At 45.7% G+C, this 23554-nt stretch carries 25 protein-coding genes; 8 read left to right on the plus strand and 17 right to left on the minus strand.

Features of this window, described 5'->3' with window-relative positions; all coding sequences use genetic code 11:
• The first annotated feature begins 63 nt into the window (after positions 1–63).
• The gene (locus tag ACYCS5_RS06560) at positions 64–231 is read left to right on the plus strand and encodes a hypothetical protein (RefSeq protein WP_007431986.1); all 168 of its coding nucleotides are present in this window, start codon (positions 64–66) and stop codon (positions 229–231) included.
• Positions 232–274: 43 nt separating this feature from the next.
• On the opposite strand, the gene trpS is transcribed toward ACYCS5_RS06560, so the two are convergent.
• On the minus strand, positions 275–1264 hold the full coding sequence (gene trpS, locus ACYCS5_RS06565; RefSeq protein WP_459760979.1) for a tryptophan--tRNA ligase: 990 nt from the start codon (positions 1262–1264) through the stop codon (positions 275–277).
• Positions 1265–1718: 454 nt separating this feature from the next.
• Between trpS and ACYCS5_RS06570 the strand changes: the two genes are divergently transcribed.
• Together ACYCS5_RS06570 and ACYCS5_RS06575 are read left to right on the plus strand one after the other, a co-directional pair.
• The gene (locus tag ACYCS5_RS06570) at positions 1719–2684 is read left to right on the plus strand and encodes an aldose 1-epimerase (protein ID WP_165148483.1); all 966 of its coding nucleotides are present in this window, start codon (positions 1719–1721) and stop codon (positions 2682–2684) included.
• 90 nt (positions 2685–2774) lie between these two features.
• Positions 2775–3011 carry an alpha/beta-type small acid-soluble spore protein gene (locus tag ACYCS5_RS06575; protein WP_013311861.1) on the plus strand — a complete coding sequence of 79 codons (237 nt, stop codon included), beginning with the start codon at positions 2775–2777 and terminating at the stop codon, positions 3009–3011.
• Between the two features lie 144 nt (positions 3012–3155).
• Here the strand turns inward: ACYCS5_RS06575 and ACYCS5_RS06580 are convergent, their stop codons facing one another.
• Together ACYCS5_RS06580 and ACYCS5_RS06585 are read right to left on the minus strand one after the other, a co-directional pair.
• Positions 3156–3557, minus strand: a complete 402-nt coding sequence (locus ACYCS5_RS06580) for a hypothetical protein (protein WP_029518202.1) — start codon at positions 3555–3557, stop codon at positions 3156–3158.
• Between the two features lie 261 nt (positions 3558–3818).
• Positions 3819–5606 (minus strand): M3 family oligoendopeptidase, encoded by a 1788-nt coding sequence (locus ACYCS5_RS06585; protein ID WP_039272717.1) that lies wholly within the window; start codon positions 5604–5606, stop codon positions 3819–3821.
• A 97-nt stretch (positions 5607–5703) separates the two neighbouring features.
• On the opposite strand from ACYCS5_RS06585, the gene ACYCS5_RS06590 reads away from it, so the two are divergent.
• Together ACYCS5_RS06590 and ACYCS5_RS06595 are read left to right on the plus strand one after the other, a co-directional pair.
• A complete protein-coding gene (locus tag ACYCS5_RS06590) occupies positions 5704–5874 on the plus strand; it encodes a YycC family protein (RefSeq protein WP_014277894.1) in 171 nt (56 codons plus the stop codon).
• Positions 5871–6107, plus strand: a complete 237-nt coding sequence (locus tag ACYCS5_RS06595) for a hypothetical protein (protein ID WP_029518200.1) — start codon at positions 5871–5873, stop codon at positions 6105–6107. Before ACYCS5_RS06590 ends, ACYCS5_RS06595 begins: the two co-directional genes overlap by 4 nt.
• A gap of 88 nt (positions 6108–6195) precedes the next feature.
• On the opposite strand, the gene ACYCS5_RS06600 is transcribed toward ACYCS5_RS06595, so the two are convergent.
• The gene (locus ACYCS5_RS06600; protein ID WP_049817024.1) at positions 6196–6927 is read right to left on the minus strand and encodes a DUF2225 domain-containing protein; all 732 of its coding nucleotides are present in this window, start codon (positions 6925–6927) and stop codon (positions 6196–6198) included.
• A gap of 21 nt (positions 6928–6948) precedes the next feature.
• Positions 6949–7326 carry a globin domain-containing protein gene (locus ACYCS5_RS06605; protein WP_029518198.1) on the minus strand — a complete coding sequence of 126 codons (378 nt, stop codon included), beginning with the start codon at positions 7324–7326 and terminating at the stop codon, positions 6949–6951.
• Between the two features lie 412 nt (positions 7327–7738).
• Between ACYCS5_RS06605 and ylbJ the strand changes: the two genes are divergently transcribed.
• A complete protein-coding gene (ylbJ, locus tag ACYCS5_RS06610; protein ID WP_165148480.1) occupies positions 7739–9034 on the plus strand; it encodes a sporulation integral membrane protein YlbJ in 1296 nt (431 codons plus the stop codon).
• A 66-nt stretch (positions 9035–9100) separates the two neighbouring features.
• Positions 9101–9904 (plus strand): NAD kinase, encoded by an 804-nt coding sequence (locus tag ACYCS5_RS06615; protein ID WP_013372943.1) that lies wholly within the window; start codon positions 9101–9103, stop codon positions 9902–9904.
• Between the two features lie 58 nt (positions 9905–9962).
• On the opposite strand, the gene ACYCS5_RS06620 is transcribed toward ACYCS5_RS06615, so the two are convergent.
• On the minus strand, positions 9963–10877 hold the full coding sequence (locus tag ACYCS5_RS06620) for a YutD family protein (protein WP_165148477.1): 915 nt from the start codon (positions 10875–10877) through the stop codon (positions 9963–9965).
• Positions 10878–10901: 24 nt separating this feature from the next.
• A complete protein-coding gene (gene lipA, locus ACYCS5_RS06625) occupies positions 10902–11804 on the minus strand; it encodes a lipoyl synthase (protein WP_029518195.1) in 903 nt (300 codons plus the stop codon).
• A 246-nt stretch (positions 11805–12050) separates the two neighbouring features.
• Here lipA and ACYCS5_RS06630 point away from each other — a divergent pair, with 246 nt between their 5' ends.
• The gene (locus ACYCS5_RS06630) at positions 12051–13157 is read left to right on the plus strand and encodes a M23 family metallopeptidase (protein ID WP_039272724.1); all 1107 of its coding nucleotides are present in this window, start codon (positions 12051–12053) and stop codon (positions 13155–13157) included.
• Between the two features lie 46 nt (positions 13158–13203).
• Here ACYCS5_RS06630 and yunB read toward each other — a convergent pair whose 3' ends face one another.
• The 10 genes from yunB to licT all read right to left on the minus strand — a co-directional run bounded on the left by yunB (position 13204) and on the right by licT (position 23352).
• Positions 13204–14013 (minus strand): sporulation protein YunB, encoded by an 810-nt coding sequence (gene yunB / locus ACYCS5_RS06635; RefSeq protein WP_165148474.1) that lies wholly within the window; start codon positions 14011–14013, stop codon positions 13204–13206.
• A 126-nt stretch (positions 14014–14139) separates the two neighbouring features.
• Positions 14140–15072 carry an aldo/keto reductase gene (locus ACYCS5_RS06640; protein WP_165148471.1) on the minus strand — a complete coding sequence of 311 codons (933 nt, stop codon included), beginning with the start codon at positions 15070–15072 and terminating at the stop codon, positions 14140–14142.
• Between the two features lie 89 nt (positions 15073–15161).
• Positions 15162–15851, minus strand: a complete 690-nt coding sequence (locus tag ACYCS5_RS06645; RefSeq protein WP_318628419.1) for a DNA alkylation repair protein — start codon at positions 15849–15851, stop codon at positions 15162–15164.
• 19 nt (positions 15852–15870) lie between these two features.
• Entirely contained in the window at positions 15871–16488 is a 618-nt protein-coding gene (locus tag ACYCS5_RS06650) for a DNA-3-methyladenine glycosylase family protein (protein WP_459760980.1), read from the minus strand.
• Positions 16489–16551: 63 nt separating this feature from the next.
• Complete coding sequence (locus ACYCS5_RS06655) at positions 16552–17367, minus strand: SPL family radical SAM protein (RefSeq protein WP_165148462.1); 816 nt, start codon at positions 17365–17367, stop codon at positions 16552–16554.
• Complete coding sequence (locus ACYCS5_RS06660; protein ID WP_029518188.1) at positions 17357–17899, minus strand: methylated-DNA--[protein]-cysteine S-methyltransferase; 543 nt, start codon at positions 17897–17899, stop codon at positions 17357–17359. The genes ACYCS5_RS06655 and ACYCS5_RS06660 overlap by 11 nt, the downstream gene beginning before the upstream one ends.
• Before the next feature lie 16 nt (positions 17900–17915).
• Positions 17916–18485 carry a bifunctional transcriptional activator/DNA repair enzyme AdaA gene (locus ACYCS5_RS06665; protein ID WP_039272725.1) on the minus strand — a complete coding sequence of 190 codons (570 nt, stop codon included), beginning with the start codon at positions 18483–18485 and terminating at the stop codon, positions 17916–17918.
• Between the two features lie 190 nt (positions 18486–18675).
• Complete coding sequence (locus ACYCS5_RS06670; protein WP_459760981.1) at positions 18676–20160, minus strand: alanine/glycine:cation symporter family protein; 1485 nt, start codon at positions 20158–20160, stop codon at positions 18676–18678.
• 221 nt (positions 20161–20381) lie between these two features.
• Positions 20382–22271 carry a beta-glucoside-specific PTS transporter subunit IIABC gene (locus ACYCS5_RS06675; protein WP_459760982.1) on the minus strand — a complete coding sequence of 630 codons (1890 nt, stop codon included), beginning with the start codon at positions 22269–22271 and terminating at the stop codon, positions 20382–20384.
• A 250-nt stretch (positions 22272–22521) separates the two neighbouring features.
• Positions 22522–23352, minus strand: a complete 831-nt coding sequence (gene licT / locus ACYCS5_RS06680) for a BglG family transcription antiterminator LicT (protein WP_029518185.1) — start codon at positions 23350–23352, stop codon at positions 22522–22524.
• Between the last annotated feature and the right edge of the window lie 202 nt (positions 23353–23554).

A 23554-nucleotide genomic window follows, 5' to 3' on the forward strand; every position in this document is an offset into this window, starting at 1 on the left:
TATGGCTCGCTTACAACTACTTATTCCTGAAATTCAACATTCGAACACTGGAGGTTTTTACCAATGAGCAAAGGTTTATCCCTATGGTTCGCCGTTTCATCCATTGTCCTGCTGACCGCAGCCGCTATATCCATCAGTTATTCCGCATGGCTTGCCATTCTACTGGGGCTATTATCTGTCGGCAATATTGGCTGGGGTTTCGTGGTCAAAGCCCGACAACGCCGCTCCTAATCCAATCCTATAAAAGGCCTAATTCGTTTCGCCTCAATATGCTTTAGCGTAGACGTGGCAGAAAGCCCATGCGCTCTTTGACCGCAGACAGCGTGACTTCAGCAGCTTCTTGAGCACGCTCTGCGGATTGGGCCAAAATATGTCCAATTTCACCGGATTCCCGGATATCGCGATAGCGCTGCTGAATCGGTTCAAGCATAGCCACAACCGTCTCTGCCAGTTCTTTTTTAAATGTCCCGTACATTTGGCCTTCATAACGATCCTGCACTTCTTGGAGCGACAAACCGGAACACTGGCTGTAAATGCTCATTAGATTACTAATTTCAGGTTTATTGGCCAGATCATATATAACCTCACTGCCAGAATCGGTCGTAGCGCGGCTGATTTTCTTGCGTATGACTTTCGGTTCGTCCAGTAGCGCAATAAAACTGCCTGCATTCGGATTACTCTTGCTCATTTTTTTGGATGCATCATCCAGGGACATAATTCTTGCCCCTACTTCAGGGATATACGGCTCGGGAATTGTAAAATAATCTCCATAACGATGATTAAAGCGGCCAGCCAAATCCCGTGTCAGTTCCAGATGCTGTTTCTGATCTTCGCCCACCGGGACGAGATCCGCGTTGTAGAGCAAAATGTCAGCTGCCATCAACGACGGATATACGAACAACCCTGCTCCTACGGAATCCTTGCCAGCAGCCTTGTCCTTAAACTGAGTCATACGTTCCAGCTCGCCCATATTCGTCAGTGTTGTCATCAACCATCCCAGCTCAGCGTGCTGAGGAACATGGGATTGTAAAAAGACGTTGGATTTCTCTGGGTTAATACCCGCTGCAATAAATAATGCCGCTACCGCCTCCGACTGCTCGCGTAATTGAGCTGGTTCCTGCGGTACGGTAATCGCATGAAGATCTGGAACCATAAAGTAACATTGGTGATCCTCTTGCAATTTGACAAAGTTTTTCATTGCACCAATGTAGTTGCCCAAAGTAAGTTGTCCGCTAGGCTGAATACCTGAAAGTACAGTTTTCATATTCTTCCTCCTCCGATTATTTCAATATTTTAGAACGCAAAAAGGCCCCGCATCCTCAAGGGACGCGAGACCGTGGTACCACCCTTATTCATTGCCGTCAGCCTTTGCTTGTCGGAGCTATGCCCCATGACTGATTGCAATCTTAAAGCTCCGTTAACGGGGAGCAATCGGCCGTCATACTGAGGACTGTAAAATCCTGTTCTGTGCGGCACTCCAAGGTCCATTCAGCAATGCAGGCTCACCGGTTCCCATCCACCACCGGCTTTCTGAAGAGCTTATGCGAAAGCTTACTTGTCCTCATCATCGCGTTATCCATGTCATTACTTTCTAAACTACATTAATGATAATTCCGCATAATGTTATTGTCAAATGACGATTGTGCCCTACGATCAAAAATCTGTTATCATAATGACACGAAGCTTCAACCGATTATAGTGGACAAAGGAGCATGGATATGAAACAAGTGACCAAAGAACACTGGAACGGTTACGACACGTATGTTTTACATAGTGGTGAACTGGAAGTTACGATGATCCCTCGCCTCGGGAATAATATTATCTCAGTGCGTGATCTGAAGCTCGACAGGGATATCGTACGTCGGCCCGGTGAGGAAGAATTGGCTTTTTATTTACAAAAGCCTTATCATTTTGGCTTGCCCATTTTGATTCCTCCTGGCCGAATTCGCAAAGGACAATTTGAGTTTGACGGTGTTCCTTACCAGTTCGACCGAAATACAGCCAATGACAACCATATACACGGTCTGCATCGTAATCAATCCTGGCGCTGCAGTGATATTGAAGAGGATGAAGAAGGTTGCAGTGTCACTACCGAGCTTTTGACAGAAAGTGATCCGCACTGGATGGAACAATTCCCCATTCCTTTGCGTCTGGAGATGACGTATCGCTTGCAGGGTGCTATATTAAGTCAAACGCTGCGCGTAACCAATTTGGGTGAAAAAGCAGCCCCATTTGGCTTGGGATATCACACTTGGTTTATGGTGGACGGAGAACCTGAGCGCTGGCGCCTAAAGCTACCTGTGAACGGCGTATATGAGCAGGATGCTGAACAGCTACCTACAGGTATGATTACTTCGTTGAATGACTTGGAACAGCTCTCTTCGGGTCTTTCACTGAAAGGAACAAATCTAGACACGCTGCTGCGGGCAACGGAAGGCCCTGCTGTAGCTCTTTTGACTCGTGATGATGGTTATCAAATCCGCTACACAGCAGATGAGCAATACTTTAAGTATTGGGTGTTATACACCAAAGGTGAATGCGATCAGTATCTTTGCATTGAGCCTTATACCTGGCTGTCAGATGCTCCTAATTTACCTGATCCTGTTGAAGGAGGCGGGCTGATCCGTCTGGAGCCTAAGCAATCCATCGATCTCAAAACTCAGATTCATATCATATATCCGTAATTTCCCTCTAGTCACTTTCCTTCCTTCGGCGCATATTTTCATAACTCTGTCGCATACTAACCTCATCACAGCCGAAGGAGGTGACTACACATGAATGAAGCTAATCAAGGCAGAAGTCGTCGCAGTAACAACCTTGTTGTTCCTCAAGCCAACAACGCACTGCAACAATTGAAATATGAAGCTGCACAAGAGCTGGGCATCACCATTCCGGCAGACGGTTACTACGGTGACATGCCATCCCGTGAAGCTGGTTCTCTGGGAGGCTATATCACTAAACGCTTGGTACAGCTGGCCGAACAGCAATTATCAGGACGTTCAGGTCAATAAGCGTCATTATTCCACATGAGCATTCCGTTCATCGTAATTTACCAAAATGCGTTATAACGGGCATATAACATAGGCGGTCTTCCCAAGGAAGGCCGCCTTTTCTCTTTTTTAAATTAGGATTTTGCAAAATTCTCATATTGATGATTATTCCGAATTAGCCGCTCGGTATGTAGGCTTGTTGTAGCGGATCATGAGATTCGCCATGTTGTAGTTGGACTCCAGTGTTGCATCTACCAAAATCGTTCCTTGTCTGATGGCGAAATCAAAAGCAATCTCACCATGAGTCCAGCTACGCTTATGATTTAGCGTTTCTAGGGCCATACGCCGAAAATCCTCCCGATGCTTTGCTGATAACCCCGGTTCTACTGCTGCTAACGTGCCACCTTTACCTGCAAGCGGATTATGGCGAATCCCAAACTTCCCAACTACATTGTTACGTATTTGTACAAATACGATGCCTGACGACAAACCCGCCAGTTCATTATCCAGTTCTTTTAAAACGATATCCATCTGCCTTGCCAACGACAATTGACCTACTTCATCCATTACAAAAACCCTCCTATGTACCTTATTCAAAAATAATTAATAGGTCTTACGGCTCAATTATATGCGAAGATTTTTAACCTTACAATCAAAACCAACATAATTGGGTATTTATAACTATTTTCTAAGTATATCCATCATTTTAAATTTCGCCAACAGGTAATGTTAATTACACTTCGACATTTTGCGACTTTGTTCATCATCTTCTGCAAAAATTACAAAAAAGGCCTCCCTTATAGGAGACCTTTCAAAAGTGTAAATCCGTTATTTTGTCATTTGTAAAAATTGCTCAATATCCTGAACAGTAACTTGCGCAGCATTACGCCAGAAGTCAGCCTGTGTTAAATCGGTACCTAAGTGCTTGGAAGCCAATTCTTCGACTGTCATGCGACCTGTATCACGCAGCAAGGCATCATATTGGTCGGCGAAGCCGTCAGGGTTTTCCTTCGCAAAAGCGTAAATTCCTGCACTGAACATATACCCGAATGTGTACGGGAAGTTGTAGAAAGGAGTGTCCGTAATATAGAAATGCAGCTTGGATGCCCAAAAATGAGGATGAGCCTCATCCAGGATACCACTAAACGCTTCACGCTGCGCTTGTTCCATCAACTCGCTTAATTGTTGTGCTCCTACGACTCCTTTTTTCCGCAACTCGTAAAAACGGGTTTCAAATAGGAAACGGGCATGAATGTTCATAAAGAAGGCTACACCACGCTGAATTTTATCCTCCAGCAAAGCTACCTTCTCCTGACCCTCGGCAGCTTCCAGCAAAGCATCTGATACAATAAGTTCTGCCAGCGTCGACGCCGTCTCAGCTACGTTCATGGCATAATTCTGATTCAATGGGTGCAATTCATTCATCACATGCTGGTGATAACCGTGTCCGAGCTCATGGGCCAGTGTCGAAACGTTGGATGGCGATCCGGCATAGGTCATAAAAATACGGGTCTCTTTGCTTAGACGCAGAGATGTACAGAAACCACCCGGACGTTTGCCAGGACGATCCTCTGCTTCAATCCAACTTTTCTCAAAAGCCATTTGGGCAAAGTCAGCCATTCTCGAGCTAAACTTACCAAATTGCTCAACAATCGTTACAGCAGCATCGTCGTAAGGGATTTTAGTGGTTGATGTTCCCAGCGGAGCTTCAACGTCATGCCAGGACAGCTTCTCTAAGCCCAGCAGCTTTGCTTTCCGCTCCAAGTATTTAACTACAATAGGCTTCGTTTCATTAATAACCTGCCACATCGTATCCAGCGTTTGTGCGGACATACGGCTGATTTCCAGCGGTTCCTTAAGCACATCTGTCCAGCCTCGTTTTTCATATAGCTTCAGACGGAAGCCTGCCAAATGATTCAATGTATCCGCGCAATAGTCCTCTACCTGAGTCCATGCCTCTTCCCAACGTGCAAACACATCTTTACGTACGCTGCGATCTGCTTCATCCAGCTTATTAGCCGCCTGACCTACAGACAGGTTTACGATCTCGCCATTTTCCGGTACAGGGATCGTCATATTTTTGACAATGGTATCATAGAAGTCGCCCCATCCATGGTAGCCATCCACTGCCAGATCCAATGCAAGGCTTTCCAGCTCAGGAGCCATTTTTTCACGTGCTTCGTTCCGATATTCGTTCAGGACAAAAGAAATCGGCTGGATAGCTTCGCGCTCCATCCATTTCTGCCAAATGTCTTCACTGGTTTGTGCCAGCAAGTTCTGGAAAGATACTAAAGCACTTTTCCCTTGGGCATACAGCGTGTTGACACGCGCTCCCAGTTGAACAGCCAGCTTGTCGTGCTGGTTTTGAGCAGTTAGACAAGAGACAAAGGAACCCGCCTGCGACGCGCCATTAAACAGCTCCTGGATGCTACTCAATACACTATCCAGACGCTCGGTATCCAATACCGTTTGTGGTACTTTAGCTGCTTTAAGCTGGGACTGCAGCTGTTGGACCTTGCTTTCCAATTCTTCCAAAAATGCATGGAATGAGGCAGAGGAAGACCCTCCGCTAAAAATAGATTCCAGATCCCATGTTTGCTTTAACGGTGTTTTCATAATAGTTCCACCTTTCTTTTTTGGCGAATTCATGTGGTTTCATATACAATAAAGCTACATCGTGATAGTAAATCACTACAATTGGGAGGAAAACAGAATGAGACCCTTACAAATTTCGCCGGAAACGGCTGTGAAATTATCCGAAAAGCTCGGTATTCCGCTGGAACACCTTATGCATACACCCCAGCACATTTTGATGCAAAAGCTGGCCGAACTGGCTAAAGAAGAAACCGCTGACCCGAACGGCGGAGAATCGGACAAATCATGATCCCTTTTCATAAAACCTGGCCTTATGACATCGTCATGGGAGACGTTTATGTACAGTCTTGTCCGTTTTGCGACCAGGATAATGTATTGCTGCCCCTGAAGCCTAAAGAACTTAAGCTCATACACGAAGGTATGAAAAAGCTGCTTGTGTTTCCATGTTGCCATAACAAGGTTACTTTAGTGGATTGTGATGACGATTATTTGCTGTCAGATACCACATTGCGTCATCATTAATTCATGAGTTGTAAGAGAATATAACCCGTTTTACAAACAAGGTGTGAACCATGAGCCTAAATCGGCCATAGTGCACACCTTTATTTCTTCAGGAGGAGCTTGCGTCTTGCATTTCCTCCGGCAGTTGGAAATTTTTAGCCATCATTTGTTCTCGCAGTACAGACCACTGTTCGCGGGAAGCCCGGATCATGGCTGCATCCATAATCTTTTTGTCATTAATGACACGCGAAAACCAGCGTACCGCTTCGTTAAAGTTCCCTGTACGTCGATGCAATTCACCAATCAGATACAGCAGTTTGGCATTATTCGCCCCGACACCCTCCAGTTCATAAACCCGAACGTAAGAATCCAGACTAAATTTGAGAAAGCGAAGCTCCTGCTCCTCATTTCCCTGGTATCTGTACATCCATGCGATATGCTGTAATAGACTGGCTACTACGCGTTCCTTTTCTCCGATGACCTGGGCACAGAGTAAACCCAGTTTATACGTTTCTAATGCCTCTTCCCAGCTACGATGCCCGCCATATTCGCGAGACTGCCAGCGATTACCGATTTTATCTCTAAAAATCTTGGTTTGCTGATCGCTTAACTGAACGGTAGAGTGCTCTGTCGAGGTAAACCCACAATGAGGACAGACCCTTACGACATAAAAATCCGGATTTTCATTCTTATAATAAGCGCAAAAATCTGAATCTGTACGAATGGCCTTCTTTAGGCTTGGTCTGACACGAGATGTCTGAAATTCTTCTTCACAATGTGTGCAGGTGATTTTAATCTGATATAACGGTTCAAGTTCCAATGTTTTTACAACCCTCTCCAAAATTCGGCAATCCCCGCAAGCTTACGGGGTATTTACAAAATGATGCGCAGGACCAGACAAACGGTTAAGTATGATGGAACGAAGCGGCTCCTCAATGCCCGTATCCGTTAACGCACCTGCCATACAAGACAACCATGCCTCTGCTCGCTCCTCCGTAACGGGAAACTTCATATGTCTCGCACGTAACATCGGATGACCATATGCATCAGAAAAAAGGGACGGTCCTCCAAAAAACTGGCTCAGGAACATAAACTGCTTTTCCTTAACCGGTTCCATGTCTTTAGGAAACAGGGGACTTAACAACGGATCTTTATAAACTCTCGGGTAGAAGGCCTCAATAATAGCACGAATACCTTCCGCGCCCCCAAGGTTGTCATAAATGCTCAGGCTAGGGTTCACTTTTCCTCCAACTTTCTGTGCTATGGTAATAAATATACACCCGTATTATAACAAAAAACAAAAAATGACGCTAAAAATAAGCGTCATTTTATCAATTTAACATATGAAGAGGATGTGCTTCGTTGCACATAGCTTCGTCATTCTATAAATACAATTAATAACTCCGCCAATCCTCTTCACCGGAATGGACGAGAGAGGCACGAATAACATACACAAAAGCACATACGAACAGACCGGCAACGATACTCATCCTGATCACTCCATCCTTAAGGTTATGGATCGTTGTTTTCCTATTTTAACATACTATTTACAAAAATACAGCAACAAATGTAACCGTTTTCTTTGTTTTTTTTGTACTCTTTGTCCATCCCCGACATAGGTATAATAGTACAACTCCAAAGGAGGGGCCTCTATGTCGCTATACCGTCGTTACTCGCTTCCTCTGCTCATCCTTTCACTGCTATTCCTATTTATACTTATGGCTGTATACCCGCAATCTTCTCTGAATGCCGGGCTTCGGGGGCTTGCCATCTGGTGGGACGTGCTGTTTCCATCTTTATTCCCGTTTTTCGTTATTTCCGAGCTTCTCCTCGGTTTCGGAATTGTTCATTTCATAGGTGCGCTGTTGGATCCGCTGATGCAGCCTCTATTCCGTGTACCTGGCTGTGGAGGTTTTGTCGCTGCGGTCAGCTGTGCATCCGGTTACCCGATTGGAGCTAAACTAACAGCCAAGCTGTGGGAGCAAAAATGGATCACACGCATTGAAGGAGAGCGTTTGGTCGCATTTACGACTTCCTCTGATCCGATATTCTTGATCGGTGCGGTTTCCGTTGGCTTCTTCCATCAACCAGAAATTGCACTCGTACTGGGCGCGGCTCATTATGGTGGTGTGCTCATCATCGGGCTACTTATGCGCTTCCACGGTTCTCGTTCAGGGGAAACAGATACTCGCAGCGACCGCCCTCAACCTACTCCAAAAGCCTGGTCGAAGTCCACAAATACAAAAGCTGCTGGTCGCAATAGACAGCCTGGACCCCTACGCCAAGCATTATATGCCATGCATACAGCTCGTTTGGAAGATGGTCGTCCATTGGGTGAGTTACTCCGTCAGGCGATTACTTCCTCCCTACGCCTTATTATTGTCGTAGGAGGGCTAGTTGTATTCTTCTGCGTCATTTTAGAAGCTTTGACGAACTCCGGTTTAATGAGCGGGCTTCATCTGCTTACGGCAAACCTCTTGACTGCATGTGGTCTTCCTCCTACGTTAACGGAGTCCATCGTAGGTGGTATTTTCGAAGTCACTTTAGGAGCGCAGGCCGCAGGTAAAGCCACGGCAGCGATACCATTCAAGGTAGCCGCAGCCGCTTTTGTGCTCTCCTGGGGCGGGCTATCGGTTCATGCGCAGGTTGCAAGTATTTTAAATATGACGGATCTTCGTTATATGCCATTTTTGTTGGCCCGGGCTGCGCACGGCTTCATCTCGGCACTGCTCGCTCTCGTGTTATGGCAGCCTCTGATGGGACAGGGAAGCTCTCCAGTCTTTTTTCCAATATACGACATCGTATGGTCCCCTGGCTTCTCGTCCGCCATGCTGTTGCAAAGTCTGCTGTTTCTTGGCTTTATACTGGCTGGAATGCTTAGTCTCTCATGGTTGAGTGTGGGTACCCGTCGCTTATACGTACGTTTGAGAAGAACACACAGGCAATGAACGATTGTGTTCTTGCTCATAATTGATTATGATCGATATATACCCATGACAAAGGAGCTTTTCATCTTGAGATATTATGTTCTGGATCGCGGGGATCAGCACTCCATGGACTTGAGTCAGCAATTTCACCGTCTTGCCCAAGAAAAGAATTTCAAGCTGGATGCCGAATCGCCGGAAATCGTCGTGTCTATTGGAGGCGATGGTACAATGCTTCATGCGTTTCATACCTTCATCGACCGCATTCCGGATATTGCCTTTGTTGGTGTACATACCGGTCATCTAGGCTTTTACGCCGATTGGCGTGCGGACGAGCTGGAGGAGCTAATCCACCTGATGAGCCAAAGCGGATCTGAGGGACCGCTTAACCCGAGAATCGTTAAGTATCCACTGATTGAGTTGGAAATTCACAAGAAATCAGGCAATGCTTCTTTTATTGCCTTGAATGAGTTTACGTTAAAAGGGGTGGATGGCACTGTCGTTGCCCAAGTAGATATTAACGATATCACCTTTGAAATGTTTCGCGGTGACGGTATATGTGTTTCTACCCCCTCAGGGACGACCGCCTATAATAAAGCACTTGGCGGAGCTATGGTTCATCCCACCATTGAAGCATTGCAATTGACTGAGATCGCTTCCATTAATAACCGCGTGTATCGGACACTAGGATCGCCATTGCTACTGCCCAAACATCATCATTGTGATATTTTTTCACGGAAAGATCAGCGTCTTTTATTGACAGTAGATCACCTGAACTTTCCTGTGGATGACTTAATCTCTGTTCGATGTCAGGTCGCAAGTCAGAAGATCAGCTTCGCTCGTTACCGTCCTTTCCCATTTTGGGATCGAGTACGCAACGCCTTTCTTAATTAGAACCTATAAAAGAGCCGACTCTGGCTCTTTTTTTACAAACAAAACGGTTCCTGAAAATTCAGGAACCGTTTTGTTGTGGAGCAGTAAATGTTTTATTCTTTTTACTACCCTCAGTTTTTTCGGCTTTAGCAGCTGGATGGGTCTGACGCTGGCCCTCAGGTTCACGTGAGACACGAACTTGCCGTCCCTCCCGATTTTCCTTTGGTTGACGCTCATAGCGTGGTCCACGCGATTCCTTTTTATCGAAATTCCCTTGCTGATTGCGCTGTCTACGCGGTTCTCGAGTTTGCTGCCCTTCACCCGGATTGCGTCCATCCTTTGCTTCACGTGGTTCTCTTGGCTGGCGCGAATCACGTGCTTCACGTGGCTCACGTTGCCGATTTCCTTCACGTCCTTCTCTGGATGAACGACTTTCGCGAGCTTCACGCGGCTGTCGCTCACGTACTTCCTGGGCATCCTTCGGTTCCCGACGTTGCAACTCGCGTGGTTCTCGGAATTCTCGAGGCTGCTCCACTAGCGATTCCTCCGTAGCTGTGGAATCCTGTTGTGGTTGCGGCCACTCCTGTTCTCCAGCTATATGTTGCAATACTTCTTGCTGCTCTTCGGTTTCTAACGTTCCCGCTTGTTCCCTTTGAGCATCTACCAACTGCTGAATATCTGGAGCAACGATTTCATCATTGACGCCGTTTTTATTAACCACTTCACGGCTTTTTTGCAGCACAAAATAGGCACAGCCAAAATTGCAGTATTCATTAATGTAATCGTCCAGTACCCCTATAGATGTATCCTTATTTGCTTTGGGATGGCCGTCTCGATAAAAGCCCTTCAGACGCAGCTGATTGTAACCCCAATCACCAATAATGTAATCATAGCGATCCAGCACTTCACTATACCGATCACGAAACGCTTCGGGATTCCATCCGTTCTTGTGATCCTGCAACAATTCATAGTTTTTACCACCGATTTGAAACAAGCTATTCTGACCGCCTTTCCCGGATCAAGCCTGCGAAAGGGCGCTTTCTTCCTTATGCTGAGCGGCTGACTTCACCTGCTCATGCGCTTGGTAGGAGCTGCGGACCAACGGTCCAGATTCGACGTGGCTGAATCCCCGCTGTAATCCCTCTTCCTTTAACTTCGCAAAATCTTCCGGTGGATAATATTTTTGCACATATAAATGTTTCTCGGACGGCTGCAAATACTGACCAATTGTCAGAATGTCACAATCGACTTTACGCAGATCATCCATGGCTTGTAAGATCTCGTCCCACTCTTCTCCGACACCTAGCATGATGCTTGATTTCGTTGGAATAGCCGGATTTAATTGCTTCGCACGTTGAAGCAGCTCCAGAGAGCGACGGTATTTCGCTTTAGCCCGAACCTTGTCGGACATGCGCTCCACCGTTTCAATATTATGATTCAGAATATCTGGTTTGGCATCCATGACGATTCGCAGCGATTCAATATCGCCCATAAAATCGGGAATCAATACTTCTACACTGCACAAAGGTAACCGGCCGCGAATCGCACGAACCGTTTCTGCAAATATAGTAGCGCCCCCATCTTTTAAATCGTCGCGAGCCACACTGGTTACGACACAGTGCTTCAAATTCATGTTCCCAGCCGCTTCCGCGACGCGATCAGGCTCCTGCAAGTCAAGTTCCGTAGGCAATCCCGTATTTACTGCGCAAAAACGACACGCACGCGTACAAATATCACCCAAAATCATAAATGTAGCTGTCCTATTGGCCCAGCATTCATATATATTAGGGCATCGTGCCTCCTCACATACGGTATGTAATGTCTTGGAACGCATCATGCTCTTGATTTCTTGATAGTTATCGCCTGTCGTAAGTTTAATACGAATCCAGTCGGGCTTAGCTTCCTTCTCTTTTCTAGACAATGGCATAGACCTTCTTTCTGATAAGCTTAAGCTGTCATTGTCATACATTATAACATGAAAGCCATGGAAAAACCTCCATTCATTGTTCCCTTTTTGATATGACATTGATGCCGAAAAAAGTAAACTTTTTATATGGATAAAAGCGGCGGATATGGCTCAATCTAAACAAAAGCGCCCTATTCACGCTATTGAATAGGGTCTAGAATTTACTGGGCGGTTAAGCCCTTCTATAGGAGGTCGGTTCACGTGCCTTACCCTACGCGGACAGCCCGCGCTGTTCGTCTGTTATCGCTGCTGATATGCGCTGCTACACTGACAACGGCCTGTCCGCTTCCTGCCCATGCCTTTGCCAATCACTTACAATCCTCGTCCGCCGGAAGCAGCCTGACAGTTAATGTAGATGCTGAACATGCACAGTCTTCAATGTATATTTCCAGGCTTGCTTTATATCGTTCCATCGAAGCCCTGACAGGAGTCCCTTGGTACAGGCTGGCCGCCATCGACCAGTATGAACGTACACTTACGGTGGCTCATCCCAAAGATCGCAAGCATGCAGAACGGACCATAGGTATTTTCGTTACGGGACCGATCTGGTCCGGCTTGATGAACCCTGATTCGGAGGATCAAAATCCACGTTCCATAGAACTATTTTCCGGGCTGGGACAAGACGGTTCGGGTGATGGAATTGCTGACCGTAATAATGACAAGGATCTGCTGTTCAGCATCGCATCTTATCTCGGAAAGTATGGAAACAACGAGGATGAATTTGGTATTGCTGTTTGGGAATATTACCATAACAGCCGCGCAGTTCAAAGAGTTCAGCAGTTTGCCAAGCTGTATCGGACGTATGGCAAGCTGGATCTGGTCAGTCAAGCTTTCCCCCTTCCTTTAGGCAGCATTTATAGCTACCGCAGCACATGGGGAAGCCGTCGCAGCTGGGGGGGCTACCGTATACATGAAGGAACTGACCTGTTTGCTGGCTACGGAGTTCCAGTTCGCAGTACCTGCTACGGTGTAGTTGAAATGAAGGGCTGGAATCCCTTTGGAGGATGGCGCATCGGAATCCGAGATCTCAACAACCGCTATCACTACTATGCGCACCTTTCCGGCTTTGACAAAACCGTTCACAACGGAGACGTCGTTACACCTGGCCAGACGGTTGGCTGGGTCGGAAGCTCGGGCTATGGAAAACCTGGTACCCAAGGCAAGTTTCCACCGCATCTGCACTATGGTATATATCGGGACAATGGCTGGGCAGATTGGTCCTTTGACCCGTATCCATTATTAAGACAGTGGGAGCAGTCCGAACGCAAAGCGCTCAAAACAGGAAAGACAAAAGGGACCTCCTCATAGGGTCCCTTTTATTTTTCCAGAGCAACTCACGTCACTCCATTCTGCTCTATGGCGTTGGGGGCTGACTAGAGGAGTTTGGGTCTTCCTGTACCTCTGGAACACTTACTATGCTGGAATCTATAGCGCCGCTACTCTCTATGGAATGGGGAGGCAACGCCAACTGCGGAGCGGCTGCACCATTTTTACCTACTGGTTTTCCCTGATTGTCATAGTAGTACATCGGAACGTTGCCCACCACCAGCAAATAAGAAACGGGGATTTCCGTCTCCACAATCTGAGGTTGCATCTCAAACGGTATAACCACAGACACTTCCGTCGTAATCCGAATATACACTTCAACCAAGATCATGTTTATGCCCGCATCCTGTTGCCGCGTATTTAAATCCACCTTGATCGCTCCATGCGGCTCCACCTTTAGAGGAATCTTGGGGCCATAAGCTGCCAACAATGGACTGCCCAATGCCTGACCAATCGGAACGCTCTCATCAAAATGGCTCATGCTGTCCATCGTTGCCTTAACTGCTTTGAGCGTGTCTGACGTAATTTTCATATGCTCTGCATAATTCAGAACAAAGCCGGAGGTTCTTCCTTGTGCATCCGTTCTCCATTCGATCAAATTATCAGCTGTCTTCCCCTGCTCTACCTGTGCTGTAATTGCTGAATTAATAGCCTCCGTCGCCATTTGTTTGACCCGCACTTTTGCCAGATGCATCATAGGCGGCTTCAAATGCTGCTCCACATAAGCAGCCACCTGTATGATTCCTACCAGCAGCGCCAGTACCACAATCAAAAATACTCTACGTCTGCCGCGTCGCCTTCTGTTGGGCGCGCTGTGCCATTGCGGTCTTCTCATCATCCGATCCCCCCGCAGCGTTGAACTTACCCTACAAGGATATGCAAGGAAGGGACGAAAAAGAAGCCGCCCGTCCGGCAGCTCCTCTAGATGGAACAAATATATAATTGCAAATATAAGGTGCACTCATTATTTGAAAATATGGTCAATCTTTTCGATATCAGCCTGACTCAATTGGACATTTAGCGTCTTCAGATTCGCCAGCACCTGCTCCGGCCCCTTCGCCCCTGGAATGAGGGCATCAATCGAATCGCGGGTCAAATACCATGCGAGCACTACGTGAGCAACCTCTGCATTCAACGCATTGGCAATCTCCCGTACCTGCTCCACTTTGTCCAAATTAAGAGCAAATGTATCTCCCTGAAACAGTGGATTATTCGCTCTAATGTCCGTGAAGGTCATGTCTTTCGTATACTTACCACCCAGCAATCCTGAAGCTAGCGGGAAATAAGGCACAAACGAAATGCCATTTTCCTTAGTATAAGGCAGCAGATCCTTCTCAGCTTCCCGTTGAAACAAATTATATTGGGATTGGAGCACATCTACATAACCGTCGCTATTCGCATCCTTAAGTTGTTCAATGGAAAAGTTAGATACGCCAATAGCCTTGATTTTGCCTTCGTCCTTAAGCTTCTTCAGTTCTCCGACTGCTTCTGCCTTCGGCGTAGCTTCATCGGGGAAATGGATATAGAACAGATCGATATAATCGGTCTGCAATCTTTTCAGACTAGATTCGACGGATTCTCGTAAAAAAGCAGGCGAGTTGTCAAAAACAATCTCTCCGTTCACAAATTTGTGTGCACCCTTCGTGGCAATAACAGCTTTATCACGCTGACCACGCTCTTTCAATACCTCACCAATTAATCGTTCCGAGTGCTCAGGTCCATAAATAAAAGCCGTATCCAGAAAGTTGATGCCATTGTCCAAAGCTGTGCGAACGACTTCTTTGCCCGTTTCATTGTTCAAATCGGAAAAGAGATTATGTCCTCCCACCTTATTTGCACCCAAACCGATTGGTTTTACATATAAATCTGTTTTACCAAGACGCACTTGCTCTGCCAATTCACGTCATCTCCTTTTCGAAAGTTACTTCCATTTTATTATTAAATTCCAAAAAAGGCAAAGTGCGTACCTGGCTGCTGAGCCCCATCCTATTTTCTTTTTCGCTTCATACTACGAATGGTCGTTTTCGTTGCCTGATCCACCCGGTATGATTCTGTAATTTTCTGCAGAGCTTTATTGAAAGTAAAATCATCCAATGTATTATGACTTAAATACGCCATCGTTGCCTCAGGCAGCTTGATATAACAGATCGATATCGCCCATGCTACCGCCATTTGTACATAATAATCCTCACGATGGGTCTGATCTAGCAGAGCAAACACCCGGTTCATATACTGTTCCTCAATATAAAAATTCAGAAGCATAACTACACCAAACCGAATTTCATATTCTTTCTTGGAGAGCAAGTAGGGTTGAATAAACTCCCACACCCGTTCTTTATGATGTTTGGTGATTTTCAATCCGGCACAGAAACTATCACATACGGACCAATTATCAATTTTAGGAACAAACTTGGCGGTATAACTCAAAACTTCCTCTATATCAGTTTTTACAGAACCAATCACCATGCCTTGCAGCATGACTTCTTCGAAGTGATCACTTTCAGCAGTCTCCAGATAGAGACGCCAATCCCCTTTGGCGATATTTTGAGCTAGCTTACGCAGCATTGGCAGACGTACACCCAGCACATTATTAATCGTCGGAAGCAATGCAGCCGTGAATTTCTGAAAATCCGCATCCACATATGACAGTATTTGTTCTCTGATTGTTTTCTCCATCGTTTCCACTCCCTGATTTTTAACGAAATGAAATACTCCACAAATAAATGGAGGCCACCGAACCATAAGGCGAATAGACTCGGCGGTACTCCTCGAATTGCTGCTTGGTCAATGTATCCAGATGGTACAACTTCATCATTCCCCGTCGAATAGCCATATCACCCCAACTGACGACATCTGGACGCTCCATGCAATTCATCAGCATCATTTCAGCCGTCCAAGGTCCTATCCCTTGCAGCGAGGACAATTTCTCGATCACCTGTGCATCGGAAAGCTCATATAATTTCTGTAAATCCAACAGGCCCTGCTCGATCGACTGGGCTATATTAAGGATACATGTGGCCTTTTTCATGGTGATGCCACAGCTTTGAATATCTAAAGCCGTCTGAACAGCTATATTTTGTGGAATGATCACGCCTAACTTCTCCTGCATCCTTGCCCATATGGTCTGAACCGCCTTGGCCGATATAAGCTGTCCCACAATTGCATGAACGAGCGCCGCAAACAGGTCAGGAATGATCACCCGTTCTACCTTGCCCATTTGCGTCATCGCTGCACCAAGTACGGTGTCTACGTTTTTTAGATAATTGATTTCCTTGTCCCCATAATCAAAGTTTTTGGTCATTACGGTTTGCATTCGTTCTCCCGCTGCCCCCTTATATGGTTCACTCTTGGTTCAATGGCATAGACTTCTGTTCCATCAAGGTTCGAATCCTTCTTTGCTCACGTAGAGCTGTTCTTTCGGGAAAACATGGAGAAAACGTTCATAAACCGTCTTATAGGCAGCAGGATGATACCATTCTTCCAGCCCCAATGACTCGTACAGCGCACCTATTTTTAAGCTACGCGTTCGTCTCCCCCCACTGCCATCTCCCATAAAATAATCATCAATACAGACACGGTTGACCAGAGGCACGAGCTTGTCTGCAAAATGTTCACTGCTTGGAAGCATCGGAGCAATCGTAGCTTGCGTCGGTACACCTGCCTCCTTTAAGAGATGCAGCGTTTGGAGACGAGCCTGGATGGGAGGAGCTTCCGGGGTAAAATGTTTGCGTATATCTTCTCGATCTGTTTCTACAGTCATACTTACACGAACACGATCCCCCAATCGGAGCAGTAAATCGGTATCCCGCCGTACCAGTGGACTGCGCGTCTGTAAAAAGAGAAAATCTGGTGGCTCATCCACCATCACCTCCAGCAGAGACCGGGTCACCTCTTCCTTGTACTCAGCAGGCTGATAAGGATCTGTGCTTGACGACATGAAAATCGTGACTTTACCTTTGGATTTGGCTCTACGAAGTTCCTTGCGAAGAATATCTGCCGCCTGATTTTTAATATCAACCCATGTCCCCCACGCTTCCTTCCGAAATGTGGAGACTGGCAATTGGCGTACATAGCAATACGAGCAACCAAAGGTACAACCTGTATACGGGTTCAACGAGTGTGTATACCCTGACAAGAAGCCGGTCCCTTTATTCAGAAGTGTCTTTGGGGATTTGTAATACTCATTTTTCATACTGAACCAACGCCACTCTTTCCTTTTCGAGCTGCAAAAGCTTAACCTTCATGTCCAAACCACCACGATATCCGGTCATAGCTCCATTTTTACCAATGACCCGATGACAAGGGACCGTAACCAAAATCGGATTAGCACCGATGGCGGCCCCCACCGCACGAACAGAGGCTGGTTTTTGAATAGCGTTGGCAATATCTGAATAGGATAGTGTTTCCCCATACGGAATATCACACAACGCATTCCAAACCGCCAGCTGGAATGCAGTCCCCTGAAAGTCAAAGGGCAATGTAAATTGGGTGCGCTCCCCTTGGAAATATTCAATCAGCTCCTTGGCATAGGGCTGTAAAGCGGCATCCTCTTCAACTAAAGGGCTACCGGGAAATCGACTTCCTGCCCATGAAAACAATTCCTCTACAGGATGATTGGGCGAGCCCACATAACATAATCCTTCCGATGTAGCTGCAATATATAAATTCCAATCCTCATGTGTCAACAATGACCAATAGATCGTTTTATTTATTTGATGTGCCATGCTGTGTACCTCCATTTTATGTTGCTTTCGATTTGAGTTGGCGATATTGCAATGGGGTGTAGCCTGTATTCTTTTTAAATAACGTAATAAAGTAAGGTGCATTGGACAGACCTACGTTCTCCCCCACTTCCGCAACAGATATATCTGAGCAGATGAGCAGCTCCTTCGCTTGTTCCAACCTGGTCTGCTGTATATATTCCATCGGGGTTAGATGCATGACCCGCTTGAAGGTACGATGTAAATGATACGGACTTCCATGACTTATCTCAGCTAGGATGTGCAATGTTAAGTCCTTCATATAGTTAGAATTCACGTATTCTGTAACCCGTGCGATCCATTCATGATCAGGCAATCGTTGTCCTGTCGGTTTACACCTTTTGCATGGACGGAAATGCTCAGCCAATGCCTGTTCCGCTGTTTTAAATATACGGATGTTCTCTCTTTTGGGAGGTCTGGATTTGCAGGAGGGGCGACAAAATATTCCCGTTGTCTTCACAGCGTACAAAAATATCCCGTCATAAGACTTGTCGTTTTCTACGATAGCTCTCCACTTGTCGTCAGTTATGGATAAATCGGATGTACTCATTCAAATCCCCTCTCTGATGCAAATGTGGCTCCCCACATACCATGGCAGGATTATTCAAAATCCCTCTGTCTAAATTATAAACTAAATAGTGAACATATGTACCCTTCTTGGAATGTAAAGGCAAGATAACGAAAAAAAGATGACTCCCCGCGGAGCCACCTTTGATCTTACTTATCTATCTTATTTAGGCTTAAAGCTTGCTCGGTTTAGCGGTGATCGTCAACTCATCTGAAAGAGGCTGATATTCCTTTGACCAGTACTCGGTATTTGAAATACCTGCCTTCTCCGGGTCAAACACCGGGTCAAGCCCTTGCCTCCGCTGCTGTTCGTAATCCTTAAGCACCAGAAGAGCAGGCTTGGCCAACAGAATCATAGCAATCAGATTCACCCAAAGCATAATGCCGACACCCATATCCCCCAGTGTCCACGCCAGAGCCGATTCCTTGACGACCGTTCCATAGAACGTCGAACCCAGAATAACCAGCTTTAACAGGAACATAGGCCATTTGGCTTTACGATCGGCAATCAGGTAGGCCATATTCGTTTCAGCGATATAATAATAGGCGATAATGGTGGTAAAGGCGAAAAAGAACAATGTAATGGACAAAAGACTCGACCCAAAACCCGGAAATACCGATTCGATGGCAGCCTGTGTATATTGAGTTCCTTCTTCAACACCCGGAAGATGCTGCACAATATAGCCCCCACCTGGTCCCTTCACATTGTACATCCCTGTAAACAAGACCATGAAAGCCGTAGACGTACAGACTAAAAAGGTATCTACATATACAGAAAATGCTTGAACCAGTCCTTGCTTTGCGGGATGAGACACTTCTGCGGCGGCGGCTGGATGGGCACCAGAGCCTTGTCCTGCTTCATTCGAATAAATGCCTCGTTTTACCCCCCAGGCAATGGCTGTCCCTGCTATACCACCGAACACTGAATCGATACCGAAGGCACTGCGAAAAATAAGGGCAAATACATCGGGAAGCGCAGTAATGTTCGTCATCATAATATAGAAAGAGACAAGGATGTAGCCAAGTGCCATAAAGGGTATGACTACCTGTGCCACATTGGCAATTCTTTTTACACCACCAAATATGATAAGCGCCAGCAACACGACAACTACTATCCCGGAAACCTTCATATCCATACCAAACGAACTATGAAAAGCTACCGCAATCGAATTCGATTGAGTTCCCGGCAACAGTAAACACATAGCGACCAACGCTACAACTGCGAAAATAACCGCAAACCATTTTAAGCCTGTCCCTTTTTCAATATAAAAGGCTGGACCGCCCCGGTACTGACCATCGCGCTTTACCTTATATACCTGAGCCAGTGTGGATTCCACAAACGCAGTAGCTGATCCGATAAAAGCCATGATCCACATCCAAAATATCGCCCCGGGTCCACCCATACCGACTGCCAATGCAATCCCCGCAATATTTCCCGTCCCTACACGCCCTGATAAAGCCATCGTAAAGGCCTGAAAGGAGGATACACCTGCCTCGGAACTTTTCCCTTTAAATACGAGACGAATCATCTCTTTGAAATGCCTGATTTGTAGGAATCGAGTCATGATCGAAAATAATAGCCCCACGCCCAAACAGATATATACCACAGGATTGCTCCAAATGACGCCGTTTACTGCCTCTGCCCACTGCTCTAACATTCCTTGTATTTCCCCCTGATCAATCAATTAATTTTCTTATCTATGTTTTCAGAAAATTTGCATAATTACAAAAAAATTATAGATTAGTTTTTACCCCCATACAAGTTAATTTAATTGACATATTGTCAATTACAAGTGGGCTTACCAGCTACATAAAATGACGACAAAAAAGCTCTGATGATCCGGGAATATGGATCATCAGAGCCTTGTCCTTAAGACATTTAGGCAATGCTTTCTTTCTCATTCAGAGCGCTAGACAGTTTCAACAGCGGGGCCTGCTCCGTTACCTCTCCTTGAGCGATTGGAAGGACTTCAGTATATTCGGAAGAATTCGTAATGATAACTGGCGTAATCGTAGGATAACCCTCTGCCCTGATTTGCTCAACATCAAACTCAAGCAGTAGGTCCCCAGCTTTCACCTGATCGCCTTCTTTGATATGGGACGTAAAATGTTTACCGTCCAGCTTGACCGTATCTACTCCGACGTGAATCAGAACTTCTGCGCCATGATGCGAAACAACTGCAAGCGCATGTTTTTTCTTGAACGCCACGGTGATGGTTCCATCGAACGGGGCTACGACTCTGCCCGTTGTCGGTTGGATGGCGATACCTTTACCCATAGCTTCCGAAGCAAATGCTGGATCGGGAACCTCCGACAGAGCGACCACCGTTCCTTCAATCGGGCTTAGTACCTCTTCATTAGAAACTGCAACTGTAGATGTCGATTCTTTAGCCGAATTGTTAGTAGTTTCCTCTTCTTCAACTGGATCTTCAAAACCTAAAATATAAGTCAAGATGGCCGACACCAGGAATGAAACGGTAATCCCTAAAATCAATCCCGGGAAGCCTTGTCCACCAGGACCGTAAAAGATCGGCAAGGTCAGCAAGCCAGGTGCGCCAGAGGCAAATGCTTGCGTCCCAGCTTGGCCAATAATGGCACCACCGACAGCACCGCCGATAACACCGGCAATAAACGGGCGCTTCAGCGGCAGCGTAACCCCATAGACCGCTGGCTCTGTGATTCCGAACAACGCAGTAAGTGTAGCAGAACCTGCTAGCGTTTTCAGCTTTTTATTTTTCGTTTTCAGCATGACACCAAACGCTGCGCCGGTTTGAGCAAAGATGGAAGCCGCAGCGGAAGGCTTGATCCCGTCTCTGCCATTAACAGCAATATTATTAATGAATACAGGTACAAGACCCCAGTGAACACCGAAAATAACGAGCAACTGCCAGCAAGCACCAAGAATTGCTCCAGCCAGCAGCGGACTAAAGCTGAACGCAGCAACGAGCGCGGTAGCGATTGCGTTGCCCACATACACCCCAACTGGACCAAAAACCATCAGGGTCAGAGGAAGCATAATTACAAGTAGAATCAAAGGTGTAATAAAGTTTTTGACACTCTCATGGATCACGCGATTGCACCATTTTTCCAGCTTACTCATGACGATAACGGCTAAAATAATCGGAATAACGGTAGATGAATAACTCATCATCACAATAGGAATACCGAAAAAGTCTGTAGGTGTACCTTCTGTTTTCAACGTGACAATGGTCGGGTAAAGCAGCCCTCCGGCGATGGTCAGAGCAACGAAGATATTACCTCCAAATTTCCGTGCCGTTGTAACCGCTAACAAGAGCGGCAGGAAATAAAACAAGCTGTCAGCCGCAGCATACAAAATCATATAGGTAGTGTCTTTCGGAACCAACCAGCCGAGGTTACTCGCAATCAGCAGTAGACCTTTCAAAATACCGGACCCCGCCATAACTCCGAGCAACGGTGCAAAAATACTGGAAATTACGTCGATTACAGCGCCAAACCCTTTCTTGCCTTTAGCTGAATGATCTTCTTTTCCAGTTTCATTTAAAATGTTGGATACTTGGCCGATGGCATTATACACTTCTGGTACTTTGTTGCCGACCACAACCTGGAACTGGCCACCGCTCTGCTTGACCGTAATAATTCCATCAGTTTTCTCCAGCTTTGCCTTGTCTGCTTTCGCCTCATCTTTTAGTACAAAACGCAGGCGCGTGGCGCAGTGTACGAGCGATACTACATTTTTTTCGCCGCCTACCAGGTGCACAATTTCTTTAGCCAGTTGTTCATAACTCATGATGGACACCTCCATGTTCTAAGGGGCTTTTTACCATATTTAGGCACACAAAAAACCTAAGCCTTGAAAAATGGTGGGCACTTGAGTCCCGCAATTTTTCATGACTTAGGTTTTGCCTGCATAACCAGTAACAATCCCAGTTAAAAATTATTAAATTCCTGTTACTCACATAATACATTTAATCTACCATATTTGTCAACAAAAACATTTTAAATATATTTTTGATTCTTTTTTACTAAAAAAGTTCAACTTATCTGTTCACCACTCGTTCAATATGCACAGTCAAATACAGCTTTTCTTCGTTCGTCAATTCGTGATTGTATTCTTTTTTTACAAAGGTTCCGATTTTCTCAGTACAAGCAGCTGCTTCCTTGTGCTTTTCCTTAATCATGTCATACAAATGGTCATAGTTATTTTCATAGTGATTTCCCTTAAATACGCGCTGGGCAAAAAATTTCAGATGCGTAATAAAGCGGAAATAACTCAAAGAATCCTCGTCAAAATCAACCTTAAAATGGTACTTTGCGATATTGATAATTTGCTGGATAAACTTCGTGATACTCATGGTTGTAATGACTTCCTCGTTCATTTCAGCATTCACGATGTGAAGGGCAATATAAGCTGCTTCATCTACAGGCAGTTCAATATCGAGCTTTTGTTTGATTTGTTCCAGCGTTTTCAGACCTATCGCAAATTCTTCTTTGTATAGCTGTTTGATTTCCCACAACAACGCGTTTTTGATTTCCAATCCTTCCCGGTATCTTTCAACAGCGAAATTGATATGATCGGTCAGCGAAACATAAATATTTTCGTTCAGCTTTCTATTCAGATTATGCTTGGCGTCATTTATGACTTCCTCTACAATCATGATCAAATCAAGCGGTACCTCACGTAACAGCATTTTAAAGTTATCGGACGTCTGTTTGTTTTTCAGAGCAAATACCTTCTGAATTCTGGTTTCGTCTACTTTGTCTCCAGGCTTTTTCTTAAAAGCAATCCCCCGCCCCATCACCACGAGTTCGGTACCGTCCGTCTGGTAGACGCTGATTACATTGTTGTTGATGACCTTTGCTATGTTCATCTTGATCCCCCGTTCCATATGCCAGCAAGAGCCACACTTGCTCCATCCTATTTATTGTAAACAGAAAAAAACCGAAGCACGCCAAATAAACAAGACTGTAACATCTTCTTATTTGTGGCTTAGGTTTTGCCTGCTACGCAGTAACAATCCTAAAAATGATGGAATTGCGTCAAGTATAGCCCGAAGAGGAACGATTGTCAAC

The organism is Paenibacillus sp. SEL3 (assembly GCF_054602585.1).

What these genes read in the sequence shown, in the direction of transcription:
- ACYCS5_RS06675 (WP_459760982.1), bottom strand. Translation starts at nt 22,271, where the DNA reads ATGAGTTATGAACAACTGGCTAAAGAAATTGTGCACCTGGTAGGCGGC.
- ACYCS5_RS06645 (WP_318628419.1), bottom strand. Translation starts at nt 15,851, where the DNA reads ATGGAGAAAACAATCAGAGAACAAATACTGTCATATGTGGATGCGGAT.
- ACYCS5_RS06660 (WP_029518188.1), bottom strand. Translation starts at nt 17,899, where the DNA reads ATGGCACATCAAATAAATAAAACGATCTATTGGTCATTGTTGACACAT.
- ACYCS5_RS06655 (WP_165148462.1), bottom strand. Translation starts at nt 17,367, where the DNA reads ATGAAAAATGAGTATTACAAATCCCCAAAGACACTTCTGAATAAAGGG.
- trpS (WP_459760979.1), bottom strand. Translation starts at nt 1,264, where the DNA reads ATGAAAACTGTACTTTCAGGTATTCAGCCTAGCGGACAACTTACTTTG.
- ylbJ (WP_165148480.1), top strand. Translation starts at nt 7,739, where the DNA reads ATGTCGCTATACCGTCGTTACTCGCTTCCTCTGCTCATCCTTTCACTG.
- ACYCS5_RS06595 (WP_029518200.1), top strand. Translation starts at nt 5,871, where the DNA reads ATGATCCCTTTTCATAAAACCTGGCCTTATGACATCGTCATGGGAGAC.
- ACYCS5_RS06560 (WP_007431986.1), top strand. Translation starts at nt 64, where the DNA reads ATGAGCAAAGGTTTATCCCTATGGTTCGCCGTTTCATCCATTGTCCTG.
- ACYCS5_RS06570 (WP_165148483.1), top strand. Translation starts at nt 1,719, where the DNA reads ATGAAACAAGTGACCAAAGAACACTGGAACGGTTACGACACGTATGTT.
- ACYCS5_RS06670 (WP_459760981.1), bottom strand. Translation starts at nt 20,160, where the DNA reads ATGTTAGAGCAGTGGGCAGAGGCAGTAAACGGCGTCATTTGGAGCAAT.
- yunB (WP_165148474.1), bottom strand. Translation starts at nt 14,013, where the DNA reads ATGATGAGAAGACCGCAATGGCACAGCGCGCCCAACAGAAGGCGACGC.
- ACYCS5_RS06575 (WP_013311861.1), top strand. Translation starts at nt 2,775, where the DNA reads ATGAATGAAGCTAATCAAGGCAGAAGTCGTCGCAGTAACAACCTTGTT.
- licT (WP_029518185.1), bottom strand. Translation starts at nt 23,352, where the DNA reads ATGAACATAGCAAAGGTCATCAACAACAATGTAATCAGCGTCTACCAG.
- ACYCS5_RS06665 (WP_039272725.1), bottom strand. Translation starts at nt 18,485, where the DNA reads ATGAGTACATCCGATTTATCCATAACTGACGACAAGTGGAGAGCTATC.
- ACYCS5_RS06580 (WP_029518202.1), bottom strand. Translation starts at nt 3,557, where the DNA reads ATGGATGAAGTAGGTCAATTGTCGTTGGCAAGGCAGATGGATATCGTT.
- ACYCS5_RS06650 (WP_459760980.1), bottom strand. Translation starts at nt 16,488, where the DNA reads ATGCAAACCGTAATGACCAAAAACTTTGATTATGGGGACAAGGAAATC.
- ACYCS5_RS06585 (WP_039272717.1), bottom strand. Translation starts at nt 5,606, where the DNA reads ATGAAAACACCGTTAAAGCAAACATGGGATCTGGAATCTATTTTTAGC.
- ACYCS5_RS06590 (WP_014277894.1), top strand. Translation starts at nt 5,704, where the DNA reads ATGAGACCCTTACAAATTTCGCCGGAAACGGCTGTGAAATTATCCGAA.